This is a genomic window from Rhizobium hidalgonense, from assembly GCF_002914525.1.
Taxonomy (GTDB): Bacteria; Pseudomonadota; Alphaproteobacteria; order Rhizobiales; family Rhizobiaceae; genus Rhizobium; species Rhizobium hidalgonense.
In genome coordinates, this window is the sequence record NZ_LODW01000054.1 from 57,454 (window position 1) to 72,631 (window position 15,178).

At 61.3% G+C, this 15,178-nt stretch carries 14 protein-coding genes; 7 read left to right on the top strand and 7 right to left on the bottom strand.

The window, feature by feature from the left end; all coding sequences use genetic code 11:
* Positions 1 to 97 precede the first annotated feature (97 nt).
* From fabD to gmk, 7 genes are all read left to right on the top strand, one after another.
* The gene (fabD, locus tag ATY29_RS15535; protein ID WP_025415799.1) at positions 98 to 1,042 is read left to right on the top strand and encodes an ACP S-malonyltransferase; all 945 of its coding nucleotides are present in this window, start codon (positions 98 to 100) and stop codon (positions 1,040 to 1,042) included.
* Between the two features lie 38 nt (positions 1,043 to 1,080).
* The gene (gene fabG / locus ATY29_RS15540) at positions 1,081 to 1,818 is read left to right on the top strand and encodes a 3-oxoacyl-[acyl-carrier-protein] reductase (protein ID WP_003574178.1); all 738 of its coding nucleotides are present in this window, start codon (positions 1,081 to 1,083) and stop codon (positions 1,816 to 1,818) included.
* A 287-nt stretch (positions 1,819 to 2,105) separates the two neighbouring features.
* Complete coding sequence (locus ATY29_RS15545) at positions 2,106 to 2,342, top strand: acyl carrier protein (protein WP_003547058.1); 237 nt, start codon at positions 2,106 to 2,108, stop codon at positions 2,340 to 2,342.
* Between the two features lie 93 nt (positions 2,343 to 2,435).
* Entirely contained in the window at positions 2,436 to 3,698 is a 1,263-nt protein-coding gene (fabF, locus tag ATY29_RS15550; RefSeq protein WP_097536826.1) for a beta-ketoacyl-ACP synthase II, read from the top strand.
* 177 nt (positions 3,699 to 3,875) lie between these two features.
* Complete coding sequence (gene mltG / locus ATY29_RS15555; protein WP_097536851.1) at positions 3,876 to 5,114, top strand: endolytic transglycosylase MltG; 1,239 nt, start codon at positions 3,876 to 3,878, stop codon at positions 5,112 to 5,114.
* A gap of 18 nt (positions 5,115 to 5,132) precedes the next feature.
* Entirely contained in the window at positions 5,133 to 6,020 is an 888-nt protein-coding gene (locus tag ATY29_RS15560; protein ID WP_025415802.1) for a YicC/YloC family endoribonuclease, read from the top strand.
* Between the two features lie 3 nt (positions 6,021 to 6,023).
* The gene (gene gmk, locus ATY29_RS15565) at positions 6,024 to 6,686 is read left to right on the top strand and encodes a guanylate kinase (protein ID WP_003574170.1); all 663 of its coding nucleotides are present in this window, start codon (positions 6,024 to 6,026) and stop codon (positions 6,684 to 6,686) included.
* A gap of 30 nt (positions 6,687 to 6,716) precedes the next feature.
* Here gmk and rsmA read toward each other — a convergent pair whose 3' ends face one another.
* The 7 genes from rsmA to ATY29_RS15600 form a co-directional block, all read right to left on the bottom strand.
* Complete coding sequence (gene rsmA / locus ATY29_RS15570; RefSeq protein WP_025415803.1) at positions 6,717 to 7,544, bottom strand: 16S rRNA (adenine(1518)-N(6)/adenine(1519)-N(6))-dimethyltransferase RsmA; 828 nt, start codon at positions 7,542 to 7,544, stop codon at positions 6,717 to 6,719.
* Positions 7,544 to 8,572, bottom strand: coding sequence for a 4-hydroxythreonine-4-phosphate dehydrogenase PdxA (pdxA, locus tag ATY29_RS15575; RefSeq protein WP_097536827.1), 1,029 nt, complete (start codon positions 8,570 to 8,572; stop codon positions 7,544 to 7,546). The genes rsmA and pdxA overlap by 1 nt, the downstream gene beginning before the upstream one ends.
* A 6-nt stretch (positions 8,573 to 8,578) precedes the next feature.
* A complete protein-coding gene (locus ATY29_RS15580) occupies positions 8,579 to 9,523 on the bottom strand; it encodes a SurA N-terminal domain-containing protein (protein WP_003574164.1) in 945 nt (314 codons plus the stop codon).
* Between the two features lie 183 nt (positions 9,524 to 9,706).
* Positions 9,707 to 12,034, bottom strand: a complete 2,328-nt coding sequence (locus tag ATY29_RS15585; RefSeq protein ID WP_025415804.1) for an LPS-assembly protein LptD — start codon at positions 12,032 to 12,034, stop codon at positions 9,707 to 9,709.
* Positions 12,034 to 13,122, bottom strand: a complete 1,089-nt coding sequence (gene lptG / locus ATY29_RS15590) for an LPS export ABC transporter permease LptG (protein ID WP_003574161.1) — start codon at positions 13,120 to 13,122, stop codon at positions 12,034 to 12,036. The genes ATY29_RS15585 and lptG overlap by 1 nt, the downstream gene beginning before the upstream one ends.
* Entirely contained in the window at positions 13,119 to 14,300 is a 1,182-nt protein-coding gene (lptF, locus tag ATY29_RS15595; protein ID WP_003574159.1) for an LPS export ABC transporter permease LptF, read from the bottom strand. The genes lptG and lptF overlap by 4 nt, the downstream gene beginning before the upstream one ends.
* 100 nt (positions 14,301 to 14,400) lie before the next feature.
* A complete protein-coding gene (locus ATY29_RS15600) occupies positions 14,401 to 15,174 on the bottom strand; it encodes a phosphatase PAP2 family protein (protein WP_025415805.1) in 774 nt (257 codons plus the stop codon).
* Positions 15,175 to 15,178: the final 4 nt, after the last annotated feature.

Here is a 15,178-nt window from a genome sequence, read left to right on the forward strand (position 1 = left end):
AGAATGAGCCGCCACTTGACTCTGCCGGAAAGAATGTCAATTGGAGGCAAAACAGCCTCAAGGGGCGCAATCAGCGGCAAGAGCCAGGGACACGAGAATGACCATTGCTTTCACTTTTCCCGGTCAGGGCAGTCAGGCCGTCGGCATGGGCAAGGATCTCGCCGAGAACTTCGCCGAAGCCCGCGCCGTTTTCCAAGAGGTCGATGAGGCGCTCGGTGAAAAGCTTTCTCATGTCATGTTCAACGGTCCCGAGGATACCTTGACCTTGACGGCGAACGCCCAGCCGGCGCTGATGGCCGTCTCGATCGCCATTATCCGCATTCTCCAGGCCAAGGGGCTCGATCTGAAGTCCAAGGTCGCCTATGTCGCCGGCCATTCGCTTGGTGAATATTCGGCCCTTTGCGCCGCCGGCACGTTCTCGCTCGCTGACACGGCGCGGCTGCTGCGCATCCGCGGCAATGCCATGCAGGCGGCCGTGCCCGTCGGCGTCGGCGCCATGGCAGCGATCATCGGCCTCGAACATGCCGACGTCATCGCCGTCTGCCAGGAAGCGGCCGCCACCGGCGCCTGCCAGATCGCCAACGACAATGGAGGCGGCCAGATCGTCATCTCGGGCGAGAAGGCAGCCGTCGAAAAGGCCGCCGGCCTGGCAACCGACAAGGGCGCCAAGCGCGCCATCCTGCTGCCGGTCTCCGCCCCCTTCCATTCCAAGCTGATGGCGCCTGCTGCCGAGGCCATGCGCGAAGCGCTGGCAAAGGTCGCCAAGTCCGATCCCGTTGTGCCCCTGATCGCAAATGTCCGCGCCGCGCCGGTGACCACGGCCGACGAGATCGTCAACTTGCTGGTCGAGCAGGTGACCGGCCAAGTCCGCTGGCGCGAGACGGTGGAATGGTTCGCCGGAAACGGTGTCGCCACGCTTTATGAACTCGGCTCCGGCAAGGTGCTGACCGGCCTTGCGCGGCGCATCGACAAGACGATCAACGGCATCTCCGTCAACGGTCCGGCGGATATCGACGCGGCCGTCGCCGCCCTCATGGCCTGATTGGTATTTCCAGATATCCAGATATAAGGAACGTTTCCATGTTCGATCTTTCTGGCCGCAAGGCTCTCGTCACCGGCGCATCGGGCGGTATCGGCGAGGAAATCGCCCGCCTTCTCCATAAGCAGGGCGCCATCGTCGGCCTGCACGGCACCCGCGTCGAGAAGCTGGAAGCGTTGGCCGCCGAGCTTGGCGAGCGCGTCAAGATCTTCCCAGCAAACCTTTCCGACCGCGATGAGGTCAAGGCGCTCGGCCAGAAGGCCGAGGCCGAGCTCGAAGGCGTCGATATTCTGGTCAACAATGCCGGCATCACCAAGGACGGCCTGTTCGTGCGCATGAGCGACGAGGATTGGGACGCCGTTCTCGAAGTGAACCTGACGTCGACCTTCCGGCTGACGCGCGAATTGACGCATCCGATGATGCGCCGCCGCTATGGTCGCATCATCAACATCACCTCGATCGTCGGCGTCACCGGCAATCCGGGCCAAGCCAATTACTGCGCTTCCAAGGCCGGCATGATCGGCTTCACCAAGTCGCTCGCGCAGGAAATCGCCACCCGCAACGTGACGGTCAACTGCGTGGCGCCCGGCTTTATCGAAAGCGCCATGACCGGCAAGCTGAACGACAAGCAGAAGGAAGCGATCATGGGGGCGATCCCGATGAAGCGCATGGGCACGGGCGGCGAGGTTGCTTCGGCGGTCGCTTATCTTGCATCCTCCGAGGCCGCCTATATGACGGGCCAGACGCTGCACGTAAACGGCGGCATGGCGATGATCTGAAACGACAAACCGCTGGCATGGGAAGTTTTCCGCCAATAGCATGTTGAGCAATCACGAACCGTTGATTTTCTCGCTTTGCGGCAGACCTAAAGCATGTTAAGCGGGCCAATGACTGTCAACAGTCGTCCCGAGAAAGCAGACGGACCGGCGGGCTTTTCGCAAGCCTGGGACCTCTCTGAAGCCGGGTAAACGAGTTTGCCGAGGATGTCTGAAAACATCGCAGGCTGAAACAGGGTAGGGGTGCCGCAACGGCATTCCGATCAGGACATAAGGTCGAGGAAACCGACATGAGCGATATCGCAGAACGCGTAAAGAAAATTGTTATTGATCATCTTGGCGTCGATGCCGACAAGGTCGTCGAGAGCGCCAGCTTTATCGACGATCTGGGCGCTGACTCGCTCGACACGGTCGAACTTGTCATGGCTTTCGAAGAAGAATTCGGCGTTGAAATTCCTGACGACGCTGCCGACTCGATCCTGACGGTCGGCGATGCAGTGAAGTTTATCGAGAAGGCCCAGGCCTGATTCTGTAATTTTGAGAAAGGGCGGGCCTGGAGTCCGCCCTTTTCTTTTCGGCATATTTCTCCATAGAACATAAGAGACGGGGGAAAGCACGCGATGAGACGTGTCGTCATAACGGGTACCGGCATGGTATCACCCTTGGGATGCGGAACCGAGGTGACATGGTCCCGGCTGCTTGCCGGCCAGAACGGCGCCCGCCTCGTCACCGAATTCGAGGTCGACGATCTTCCCGCCAAGATTGCCTGCCGTATTCCCATCGGCGACGGCACCGACGGCACCTTCAACGTCGATCAGTGGATGGAGCCGAAGGAGCAGCGCAAGGTCGATCCCTTCATCATCTACGGCATGGCCGCCGCCGATATGGCGCTTGCCGATGCCGGCTGGCATCCTAAGACCGATGAGGACCAGATCGCCACCGGTGTGCTGATCGGCTCCGGCATCGGCGGCATCGAAGGCATCGTCGAGGCAGGATATACCCTGCGCGACAAGGGCCCGCGCCGCATTTCCCCCTTCTTCATTCCCGGCCGCCTGATCAACCTCGTCTCCGGCCAAGTCTCGATCCGCCACAAGCTGCGCGGACCCAATCATTCAGTCGTCACCGCCTGCTCGACAGGCGCGCATGCGATCGGTGATGCCGCGCGGCTGATCGCGCTTGGTGACGCCGACGTCATGGTCGCCGGCGGAACAGAATCTCCCGTCAGCCGCATTTCGCTCGCCGGTTTTGCCGCCTGCAAGGCGCTGTCGACCCAGCACAATGACGACCCGCAGAAGGCTTCGCGCCCCTATGACCGCGACCGTGACGGTTTCGTTATGGGCGAGGGCGCCGGCATCGTCGTGCTCGAGGAACTGGAACACGCCAAGGCGCGCGGTGCCAGAATCTACGCCGAAATCGTCGGCTACGGCCTGTCGGGCGACGCGTATCACATCACCGCGCCGTCCGAAGACGGCGAGGGCGCCGGTCGCTGCATGGCGATGGCGCTGAAGCGGGCCGGGCTGACGCCGGCCGATATCGATTACATCAACGCCCACGGTACCTCGACCATGGCCGACACGATCGAGCTCGGCGCCGTCGAGCGGTTGGTCGGCAATGCGGCGTCGAAGATCTCCATGTCCTCGACCAAATCGGCGACCGGACACCTTCTCGGTGCCGCCGGCGCGATCGAGGCGATCTTCACCACGCTTGCCATCCGTGACAATGTCGCGCCGCCAACGCTTAATCTCGACAACCCCGAGCGCGAAACGGCGATCGATCTTGTTCCGCACAAAGCGCGCGAGCGAGAAATCAATGTGGCGCTGTCCAACTCGTTCGGATTCGGCGGCACGAACGCGTCGCTCGTTCTGCGCCGTTACGCGCAATAAGAGACATGCGCGCGGTGTAACGGGTGTCCCTTACGCCGGCCGGTCCTCGCAGTTGCTTAGAAGAGCGTGCGGGAGCATAACGACCAGCAACGGCGCCGTTGAGCGGCGGCAGAACCTGCTTTTGCCGCATTGCTTCGCGAAATAGCGAAGTGAGGGTCAAGTTTTAGAGGATTGCCGGTGAGCGATACGACGAACCAGAGCAACGATACCCCGCAGGGCGAGAACGGCCGGCAAGGGCAGAAGGGACCGATCATCCCGAAGTCGCCGAGCGAGGCCCTGCGTCCGGAGCGCGTTCCGGAGCCGCCGAAACGGTCCAAGAAAGCCCGCGGCCAGGTCGTTCTTTTCCTGAACTTCATCATGACGATGGCGGTGCTGGTTTGCGTCGTTGCCGTCATCGGCTTCTACTACGCCACATCGACCTATCGGAACCCCGGTCCGCTGCAGACCAACACCAATTTCATCATCCGCAATGGCGCCGGTCTCGCAGAAATTGCCACGAACCTCGAGCGCAACGCGATCATCAGCGATGCCCGCATTTTCCGCTATCTCACGGCAACGCATCTTTCTGCCGGTGAGAGCCTGAAGGCCGGTGAATATGAGATCAAGGCCAGGGCCTCCATGAGCGATATCATGGAGCTGCTGAAATCGGGCAAATCAATTCTCTATTCCGTTTCCTTCCCCGAGGGACTGACGGTCCGCCAGATGTTCAACCGCATGCTGGAAGACAAGGTGCTGGAAGGCGATCTGCCGGCCGCCCTGCCGGCCGAGGGCAGCCTGCGCCCGGATACCTACAAGTTTTCGCGCGGCACCAGGCGCTCGGAAATCATCCAGCAGATGGCGGCGGCACAGCAGAAAATCGTCGATCAGATCTGGGACAAGCGCGACGCCTCGCTGCCGCTGCGATCCAAGGAAGAATTCGTGACGCTCGCCTCGATCGTCGAAAAGGAAACTGGCGTAGCCGACGAACGTGCCCATGTCGCCTCGGTTTTCTTGAACCGGCTCGGCAAGGGCATGCGCCTGCAGTCCGATCCGACCATTATTTACGGTCTTTTCGGCGGCGACGGCAAACCCGCCGACCGGCCGATCTACCAGTCGGACCTGAAGCGGGACACGCCATACAACACCTATGTCATCAAGGGCCTGCCGCCGACGCCGATCGCCAATCCCGGCAAGGATGCGCTCGAAGCTGTCGCCAATCCCTGGAAGACGCAGGATCTCTATTTCGTCGCCGATGGCACCGGTGGCCATGTTTTCGCCGCGACGCTCGAGGAGCACAATGCCAACGTCAAGCGTTGGCGCAAGCTCGAGGCAGACAAGGGCTCGGATCCCAACATCGCCGTCGACGGTCAGCCGGAAGAGCAGCCGGCGGATGACGGTGCTGCCGTCGCGCCGCCGAAGAAAAAGAAGATCAACTGACAACTTCTGGAGGCTCGTATGGCTTTGCAATCCATGACCGGTTTTGCGCGACGCGAGGGAACGAGCGGCCGCTGGCGCTGGGCATGGGAACTGCGTTCGGTCAACGGCAAGGGCCTCGACTTGCGGCTGCGCCTGCCGCCCGGCCTCGAGCGCATGGAGGCGGACGTCCGCCGCGTTGCCGGCGAAAGCTTCAGCCGCGGCAACCTGCAGGCCTCGCTCTCCGTCACCGCCGACGAGAACCGCTTCGAGGCTGTGTTGAATAAGCAGGCACTCGCTGCCGTGCTTGCTATGCACGAGCAATTGGAAGGGATAATCGATCCGTCGCCGCTGAAGCTCGATACCCTGCTTCTGGTGCGCGGCATCGTGGAATTCCGCGAAAGCGAGGATGGCGAGGAAGCGCTTGCCGCCCGTGATGCGGAAATCGCTGCCGGCCTGTTGGCAGCCCTTGCCGATCTCAGAGCGATGCGGGAGCAGGAAGGGGCGGCGCTGACCCGCATTCTGCTCGACCATATCGCGACGATCGAAGGCCTGACGCGGACGATCGAGGCTGATCCCTCACGTTCGCCGCAGGAGATCGCCGCGCGGCTTGCCGCGCAGGTCGCCTTGCTGATGGACGGCATGGCCGCGCTCGATCGCGACAGGCTGCATGCCGAAGCCGCATTGCTGGCGACCAAGGCGGATCTGCGCGAGGAAATCGATCGTCTAAAGGCGCATGTCGCCGCGGCGCGCGATCTCCTGGTGAAAGATGGTCCGGCCGGCCGCCGGCTGGACTTCCTTGCACAGGAATTTAACCGCGAATCGAATACCATCTGCTCGAAGTCGAATGCCTCGGCGGTCACCGCCGCGGGCATCGAGTTGAAAGTCGTCATCGACCAGTTCCGCGAGCAGGTCCAGAATTTGGAGTAAGACATGAAACCGGCGAAATCCTCGCCCGTGCAGATCGCCCGCCGCGGTCTGATGCTTGTCATCTCGTCGCCGTCGGGCGCCGGCAAGTCCACCATCGCGCGCACGCTGCTGGAGAAGGACAGGCAAATCGGCCTCTCCGTCAGCGTCACCACCCGGCAGCGCCGCCCGAGCGAAATCGAGGACGTGCATTATCACTTCAAGAGCGTTCGCGAGTTCGAGCGGATGCGCGATAGCGACGCGCTGCTCGAATCGGCCGAGGTGCATGGCAATTTTTACGGCACGCCGCGCGAGCCGGTCGAGCAGGCCATGGCCGAAGGCCGCGATATGCTCTTCGATATCGACTGGCAGGGCGCCCAGCAATTGCAGGAGAAGATGTCGGCCGATGTGGTTTCGATCTTCGTGCTGCCGCCGACCATGACCGAGTTGCAGTCGCGGCTGCACCGCCGCGCCGAGGATTCCGAGGAGGTCATCCAGACGCGCCTCGCCAACAGCCGCGCCGAGATCGCCCACTGGCGCGAATATGACTACGTTATCGTCAATGACGATCTCAACGCCGCGTTTGACGCCGTCCAGTCGATCGTCAAGGCCGAACGGCTGCGCCGTGACCGCCGCCACGGTATGTTCGATTTCGTCCGCGAGCTGCTGGAAGAGACGCCGTCGCTTTAAGAAAACCCCAGAAAAGCGCGAAGCGGTTTTCTACAGGCTGTTTGCCAGAAGGCAGAACTCCTCGACCGACAAGGTTTCCGCCCGGCGCGCCGGATCGATCCCGGCCTTGACGAGCAGGCGCTCGCCGCCGAGCGGTTTCAGGCTCTGGCGCAGCATCTTGCGGCGTTGTCCGAAGGCGGCCTGCGTTACCTTTTCCAGATTGCCGACAGCGCAGGGGATGGGGTTTTCGCGGGGTGTCAGATGCACCACCGTCGACGTCACTTTCGGCGGTGGCGTGAAGGCCTGCGGCGGCACATCGAAGGCCATCCGAGCTTCCGTCCGCCAGCCGCAGAGCACGCCGAGCCGGCCATAATGATCGTCGTCTTCACAGGCGACGATACGCTCGCCGACTTCCTTCTGAAACATCAGCGTCAGCGACTGCCAGAATGGCGGCCAGGCTTTCGGCAGCAGCCAGTTGACCAAAAGCTGCGTGCCGACATTGTAAGGCAAGTTGGCGATGATCTTGATCGGGCCTTCCGGCGCCAGCGCCTCGAAATCGGTCTTCAGCGCATCGCCTTCGATCACCTCCAGACGGCCGGGATAATGATCGGCGATTTCGGCGAGCGCCGGTAGGCAGCGGGCATCCCGCTCGATGGCGATGACCTTCCTGGCGCCGAGCGCCAGGATCGCCCGCGTCAACCCACCGGGGCCGGGGCCGACCTCGAAGATGGTCGCATCTTCGAGCGGGCCGGCGGTGCGGGCGATCTTCTGCGTCAGGTTGAGGTCGAGCAGGAAGTTCTGCCCGAGCGCCTTGCGCGCATCGAGGCCGTGACGCTGGATGACGTCGCGAAGCGGCGGCAGGCCATCGAGCGCTGCCATCAGCGATGGCTTTCCGCGCTGCGGCCGAGTTGGGCGGCGAGCTTCAGCGCCGCAACGAGGCTCTGCTCGCGCGCCAATCCCTTACCGGCGATGCCGAAAGCGGTGCCATGATCCGGGGAAGTGCGCACGAAGGGAAGCCCGAGCGTGACGTTGACGCTGTCGTCGAAACCGAGTGCCTTGGCCGGGATCAGCGCCTGATCGTGATACATGCAGACGGCGACGTCATATCGCGCCCGCGCCTCGTCATGGAACATCGTGTCGGCGGGCAGGGGGCCGATCGCATCGATGCCCTCGTCGCGCAGGCGCTCGATCGCCGGGCGGATGACATCCTCGTCCTCCTTGCCGATCGTTCCGTCTTCGCCCGCATGCGGATTGAGGCCGGCGACAGCCAGCCGCGGCGCCTCAATGCCGAAGCGCTGCTTCAGGTCTTCATGGGCGATCCGGCAGGTCTTCAAAATTAGTTCGCTCGTCAGCGCCTGCGGAACGTTCCGGATCGGAATATGGATGGTGACCGGAATGGCCCGGACCTTCGGTCCCGACAGCATCATGACAGGCGTCACAGGTCTGCCGGTCGCCCTGGCGGCGAGATCGGCGAGAAATTCGGTATGGCCGGGAAACCGGAAACCGGCTTCGTAGAGTACCGACTTGGCGATCGGATTGGTGACGACCGCCAGCGCCTCGCCGTTGATGACAAGCGACACGGCTGTTTCGATCGCCGCGATCGTGCCCTTCGCCGTTGCCGCATGCGGTTCGCCGGCGACCACTGCGATACCGGCAGGCACTGGCATGACGGGCAGCGCGTCGGCAAACATGCTGGCGGCCTCGCTGGCTTTATCCGTCTCGCGGATCGAAACCGAAAGGTTGAGCTGGCGGGCTCTCAAGGCCAAGACATCGGGATCGCCGATCAGGAAGAAAGGCGGCAGGCCGAGTTCACGCCGCCGGAGCCAGGCCATCAGCGTAATATCCGGCCCGATGCCGGCGGGATCGCCCTGGCTCAGCGCGAGCGGTCGCGAAAACGGTATCGTCATCGCCGGTCAACGATAGGCGATCTGCGCCTTCTTGCGCAGTTCATCCAGGTACTTCTTACTGTTTTCGTTTTCCGGGGTAGCGTCCTTGCTGTCCTTGGACTTGCCGAGGTCCTCCTGGCGGAAGACCATTTCGGCCGCCTGGTCGTCAGAAACCTGGCGCTGACTGCAGATTGCCAGATATTCGACGCCCTTGTCGGTGACGCGGGTCCCTGTGGTATTGCCTTTGGCCTGCTCGACCAGCGGCTTCCAATCCGGCGGGATCTCGGGCGCCAGCATGCGGCCGAGATCGCGCACGGAAACGTCGCGCATCGTCGCGGCAAACACCTTTGCCTGATCGCAGCCCGGAAACTTCGAGCGCGACGCCTCGGCTTCGCCCTTGCGCTTGCCGGTGATTGCGTTGCGCTTGGCTTGCGGAACGACGAAGATGATCTGCTGCAGCATATATTCTGTTGTGACCGGCTTCTGCTTGTTGTTCTGCATCATGCGTGAGACGAGGTCATAATTCGACAGCCGCGAGGTCGAACCGTAGCGGGCGTTGACGATACGCGGCCAGCTCATTTGCACGGCGATGAAAGCCTTGAAATGATCGACGCCGACGCCTGCGCGATCGAGGATCTGCGACATCTGCTCTGGGGAAAGCTTGTTGCCGGCCGAAAAGCGGGCGAAAGACGCATCGACGTCCTGCTGCGAAACCGACATTCGGACGCGGGCGACCTCTTGCCGCTTGAGCGCCTCGTCGATCAGTTGCTCCTCGGCAGCCTTGGCATCGGCCTTGGTGTGCTGAAGGCGCAGGAAGGCCTGGCGCTTGGCGACGTCGCCGCTGGTGATGGCAGTGCCGTTCACCACGGCCTTGACCTCGCTTGCGGCAAATGCTGGAGCGGCGACACCCGTCAGCAGGGCAAGCGCTGCCCCGGCGAGAAACTTGGTTATGGCTTTTTTCGCGTCAATCATCCACTGACCTCCCGATAGCGCCGCGAGACGTTGTTCGCGGCGTTTTTTACCACAGTGAAACACACGGACATCGCTTCCGTCACGGCGCGAAACCCCTATGCCTCAGATATCGACTGGCAGCAATGTCTTGTACAGGCATACGGCGAAAGAATGGCTTCAGGCCATGTTTGCGCCGGCCGCCCCTCATTGCAGGGTGTCGGTGCCGATCTTGATGTCGCCGAGCGTGCGGAAAGTCAGCCGTGCGCCGATCGTCCAGTCGCTTCCCGACTCGTCGTCGGAATCTCTGCTGTCCGTATAGGCGATCGTGAAGATCGTGCATTCGTCGTCATAAGAGAGGCCGATCGTCCGCCGGCTGATCACATCATTGTTCAGATCCCAGGCAATGCCGCCGAAAATCGACCAGTAATCCTTGAACTTGACGCTGCTGTTGGTCTGGATCTCGTCATTGTCCTCGGCGAAGCCATATGCCGGCTGGGCGCTGAGATGAGTGTAGGTCAGCTGCGTCGAGAAGGTGTCGTTCTGGTAGGCCGTCGTCAGATCGCCGCGGCGGAATTCGAAATCCTTTTCGTCGAGCCGGTAAGAGGCTGCGACGGAAACGCCGTAGGGTGTTTCGACGCCGCCAAGGCCGACATAATCGGAACGATCGGTTTCCAGGCCCGAATCCGCGCCGACATTGACGAGATCATCGGTTGCAAACGAGTTCTGGCCGGCAATCTGATAGGATTGGCCGAAGATGCCGTGCAGTTTGTAGCCGCTGTCGAAAGTCCCGGTATACTGGACGCCGAGATTGGCCCGGGTACCACCTTCGATACGGTCGTAGCCCGAGAATTTATCGCGGTCGAACAGCGAGGTGGCGTCGAAGACGAAGCTCTGCGCATCCTCGTTCGGCAGCCGGCCGGCGAGCTGCTCGTCGGGGCGGGCATAGATCTGTGCGATTGGCTCGAGAATATGGGTGCTATTCTCAGTCGTCATCAGGATCGGATAACGCAACTCCAGCCCGGCCGTGAACATTGAGCGGGTAGCCGAGTTGTCGTCGAGGTAGTTGCCGGAGTAACCGGTGGGGTCATCCATGTTCAGCGCGAAGGCGTCGCCGCGTGCAGCCAGCAGCGGCGTGATCACTAGGCCGGTCGGCGTGACATAGGTGCGCTTCCACTGCAGTTCCGCCGTCAGGCGCGAGGTCTGTCCCCTCAGGCCGCGGAATCGGTCGAAGCCGTCGACAGTGTAGAAGTCGTCATGGGTGCGCGAAATATTGGTCAGGTTGACATCAGCCGACAGTTCGCCGCCGGCCAGCGGCTGCGGTGCCACATAATGGTAGTCGAGCGACGGATAGACGATCGCCTGCTGCTTTTCCGCCGTGTTCGTCCGGTCGGCATCCTGGACGTCGAAATAGAACGCCCGCATGTCGAAATAATTCCGTTTCCCAAGTCCCGTCAGGTAGATCTGGTTGGTGCGATCCGTGCCGCTGAGGCCGCGCAGCTTATAGGTTTTCGAGAAATTATTGTCGCTCTGCATCATGACGTCCCAGCCGAACGTCCAGCGCGGATTGATGCGGAACTCCGCCTTTGACGCCACCATGCCGCGCTGCTCGGCTTCGGCATCGCTGGTGCCGGAGCTGAAATTATCCGGTTTTGCCTGGTCGATGCCGGCGACGCGCAGGATATGGGTGCCGTTTTCGAAGCGCTGGCGGAATTCGCCTTCGACGAGGAAGCCCTGGGCGGTGTAGCCGGTGGTGGTGACCGTCGCGTCCATGCTCGGCGAGATCACGTAATAATAAGGAATGGAAAGTCCGAAGCCGAGATTCTGCGATAGGCTCATCGTCGGGAAGAGAAAGCCCGACTTGCGCTTCACCGTATTGTCGGGAACTTCGATGAAAGGCAGGAAGGCGATCGGATAGCCGAGCAGCTCGAAGCGCGCACTCTCCAGGCGGATCGTGTGCGTTACGCCGTTCTGGATCACCCGCTTGGCCTTGACCTGCCAGAAAGGCGCGCGCTTCGGATCTTCGGCGCAGGGAAGGCAGGCGGTGTAGACGCCCTTGTTGAGAATCATCATCGTGCCGCCGACACGCTCGCCGCTTTCCGCGACGATACGCGTATTGTCGGCGGTTTCGATGCGCAGCGAATTCAAGAACCCGTCGGCGAAATTGTCGGTCACGTCAAGGTTGTCGGCATAGATGCGATTGCCGTCCGGGCTGACCATCTCGACATTGCCGAGCGCCATCATCCGGCCGGTCTTCTGATTGTACTCGACCTTCTGCGCGACCATTTTGTAGCCGCCATAGTTGATCTGCACGCCGCCGACCGCCGACACCAGGTCGGCATCGCGGTTGTAGACGAGTTCATTGGCCGAAAGCAGAAGCTTGGCCCCTTCAGGAATATTCTTTCCAATCGTTTGGTCGGGCGCGCTGGCCTGGCCGTAGGAGACCGCAGCACTGCCGAAATAGGTACTTAGAGTCGCGCCGACGAGCAGGGCAACCAACTGTTTACTAAAATACTTGCGGTCGCCTGCCGCCACTAGCCGTCCTCCTGATGAAGCAGAATAGTCGCACCCAACGCCAGCGCGACGATCACCGGTATCCACGTCGCCACGAAGGGGGGCACAACTCCACTGCTTCCGAATGCCTTTACAAGCACGGTGATGACATAAAGCATGAAGCCCGAAAGGATGCCACCCAGAATCACGGAGCGGGATTGGTTGAACCGGCTAAATTTTAGGGACACTGTTGCAGCAATGAAAGTCATGGCCACCAGCAGCAACGGCTGGGACAACAGAGAGTTGAATTGCGTCTCCAGCGCCTTGGTCGAGATGCCGAAGGATTTGGCTGCGGCAATGCGGTTGGAAAGGTCAAAGAAACCAATTGTTTCCGGCGCTGTCAGCCGCTCCTGGACGAAGTCCTGTTTCAGATTGGTGCGAAGTTGAACCGAAGCTTTGCGCACGGGGATTTCGCCAGGCTTGCGCTCGACAACGTTGTTAAGTTGCCAGTAACCATCTTCCAATTTTGCCGTCGCGGCGTCCTGTCTCAGAATGACCTGGCCGCGTGAATCGAAATGGATCAACACGGCGTCGATCAGCTTGGTTCCGTTCTCCTGAACCGTCTGGGCGCCGATGATGACATCGTCGCGGCCGCTGATCTGGCGCAGCCACGGAATCTGCGGCGCCTTGCGCAGAACCGCGTTTTCGCCGCGCCAGTCGGACTCGACGAGCAGCGCCTGGCGCTGTCCCCAGGCGGCAAGCGGGTTGAGCGCCGTCATCGTCAGCAGGCCCAGTATCAGCGAGCCGGCAATGAAGGGGAACATGAACTGCCAGACCGAAATGCCGGCTGCGCGCGTGACGACGAGTTCATATTTGCGGTTGAGCCCGATCAGCACCGTCATGCCAACGAAGAGCGCGATGAAAGGCACCGTCTGTTGCAGGATGAGCGGCAAGCGCACGGCGGTCATCATGATGCCGCCGCCGATCGTGTAGCCGGGCAGGCCGGACATGCGGCCCGCCGTCTCGCTGAAATCGAGCAGGAAAGAAATCGCCGAGACGCCGATCAGGAACCAGCCCATCGTCACCAGGTAGCGGCGAAAGAAATAGCGCGACAATGTCCCGAATATCATTGGGCGGCGTCTCCGCCGGTCCTGCCGGTCGCGGCGAGCAGCCATTCCTGCGTCCGTCTCCAGAAAGACGACATCCGGTCGCGAATGAACGACGGTATCGCCAGTCGTTTGTGCAGACCGAGAAAGACGATCGAGATGATGCTGCTGACGATCGGTATGGCATAGAGAACGGCGATATATTCAGGATCGGTGTCGATCTGATTGGCCGCGTAGAATGCCGCCCACCTGAGCGCGAAGGCATAGGCGAGCGCGCTCACCATCGGGTGCAGCCGCGCTTCGCGGTGCGAGCGCGCATCGCCGGCGATTGCCAGCGAAAACAGCGCAAAGACGACAGGCAGGATCCAGTCCGTCAGCCGCCGATGCAGTTCGGCGCGGTAGCTCTGAGGCCGGATCGTATAATCCTTGTCGGCCGGATCCGGATTGATCAGGAACCACAGGTCGCGGTCACTGGCGCGCAGCGTCGCCTGGCCGCGATTCTCGGTCATGTCCGAGAGGTCGAAGGAGTAGGAATCGAAATTGATCACCGAGACATTGCCGTCTGGCGTTTTCCGGTGCACCTCACCCTCATGCATGATCAGCGTCGTGCCGGTATCGTCGACGGCGCCTTCCTTCGCATAATAGATCAGCTCATACGCCGGATCGCGCTCGTCGGCGACGAAAAGGCCCTTCAGCATACGGCCGGCCATCCGCTTCGAGATCTGCACATAAAGGCCGTCATCAAGTTTGCGGAAGGTCTTTTCTTCGATCACCGAAGACAGCAGATCGGCATAGGTCTCGGCGATCATCTGGCGCACGACGGTTTTTGCGCGCGGCTCGACGACGTTGTCGACGAAGAAGGAAAAGACGCTGACGACGGCGGCAAGCAGCATGATCGGGCGGATCAGCACGCTGCGCCGCGCCCCGGCCGCATCGATGACGGTGAGTTCCGAATCGTTGTTCATCGTCGTCAGCGTCTGGGTAATCGCGATAACGAGAGCAAAGGGCAGGACAACGGGAATGATCGACGGCAGGATCATCGTCGCCAGCTTGGCGAACGAGCCGATCGACTGGCCGCTGTCAGTGACCAGGTTGATGCGCTGCAAAACCTGAGTCGTCCAAATGATCGCCAGAACGGGCAGGAGCGCCACGAGAAACATCTGGCCGACACGCCGCAATATGTATGTCTCGAGTAGTTTCATGCCTGCCCTTGAAAGCACCTGCACGCCCCAACGGCTTTGCAGGAGAAACCCTCTACGCTCTTTGTCGCGGTTTTGCGACAAGCTGGTGTCAAAAATTCATTCAATTTTCAGAATTTTTTTGATGCTGTTGCGACTCAGTTAACGCCAGCAACGCGGCGAAGACGACGAGCGACGAAAGCCATCCGAGAACGACGTCGGAAAGGTAATGCGCGCCGAAGGATAGTCGCATCGCAGGCGTCAGGATCGAGATCGCCGCCACGGGTGCTGCCAGCGCATACCGCATGGATTTGGGAACGAAGAGCAGAAGGCAGAAAAGCCAGCCGGCGCTTGCTGCCTCGCCCGAGACGAACGAGCAGTTCGAAACGCATTTTCCGGCAAGCGACCCTGCCTCGACGAAATGCAGCGCGCCGCCGAAAATGTCCGTCTGTATCGGCCGCGGCCGGCCCCAATGTTCCTTCAGCACGACATTGACGAGCAGCACCGGTCCGATCAGCAGCGTTCCGAGCGCGACTTTCAGCTTGCGCGCCCGTTCGGCGTTGAAGGTTGCGCCATGCTGCTGATAGCATTCGATGAATTTCCACACCATCACGATCGCCACCACATAGGGCAGGCGGAAGAAGATGGTGCGCAGCAGGTCGAAGTTTCCGGAGTCGCGATAGGGAAAGCCGCCGCAAATGCTTCCGGGGCCAGCCGACGCGTCGCAATCCGCATTCGCGAAAAAAAGCTGGGAAAAATAGATGTCGATGCCGGGGAAGGCGCGAAAGACGATCAACAGTGCCCACCACGCCCAGAACAGCAGCATGAATGCACCGAACGTCGTTTTAGGCAGGCGGATTACCGGACCCCGCGGGCGATTTTTCGAGAAAACTGTCAACGCG

Bases quoted from the DNA above. Each gene is read 5' to 3' on its own strand.
- fabF (WP_097536826.1), top strand. From the start codon at position 2,436: ATGAGACGTGTCGTCATAACGGGTACCGGCATGGTATCACCCTTGGGA.
- fabG (WP_003574178.1), top strand. From the start codon at position 1,081: ATGTTCGATCTTTCTGGCCGCAAGGCTCTCGTCACCGGCGCATCGGGC.
- ATY29_RS15560 (WP_025415802.1), top strand. From the start codon at position 5,133: ATGGCTTTGCAATCCATGACCGGTTTTGCGCGACGCGAGGGAACGAGC.
- ATY29_RS15580 (WP_003574164.1), bottom strand. From the start codon at position 9,523: ATGATTGACGCGAAAAAAGCCATAACCAAGTTTCTCGCCGGGGCAGCG.
- fabD (WP_025415799.1), top strand. From the start codon at position 98: ATGACCATTGCTTTCACTTTTCCCGGTCAGGGCAGTCAGGCCGTCGGC.
- gmk (WP_003574170.1), top strand. From the start codon at position 6,024: ATGAAACCGGCGAAATCCTCGCCCGTGCAGATCGCCCGCCGCGGTCTG.
- rsmA (WP_025415803.1), bottom strand. From the start codon at position 7,544: ATGGCAGCGCTCGATGGCCTGCCGCCGCTTCGCGACGTCATCCAGCGT.
- pdxA (WP_097536827.1), bottom strand. From the start codon at position 8,572: ATGACGATACCGTTTTCGCGACCGCTCGCGCTGAGCCAGGGCGATCCC.
- ATY29_RS15545 (WP_003547058.1), top strand. From the start codon at position 2,106: ATGAGCGATATCGCAGAACGCGTAAAGAAAATTGTTATTGATCATCTT.
- lptF (WP_003574159.1), bottom strand. From the start codon at position 14,300: ATGAAACTACTCGAGACATACATATTGCGGCGTGTCGGCCAGATGTTT.
- lptG (WP_003574161.1), bottom strand. From the start codon at position 13,122: ATGATATTCGGGACATTGTCGCGCTATTTCTTTCGCCGCTACCTGGTG.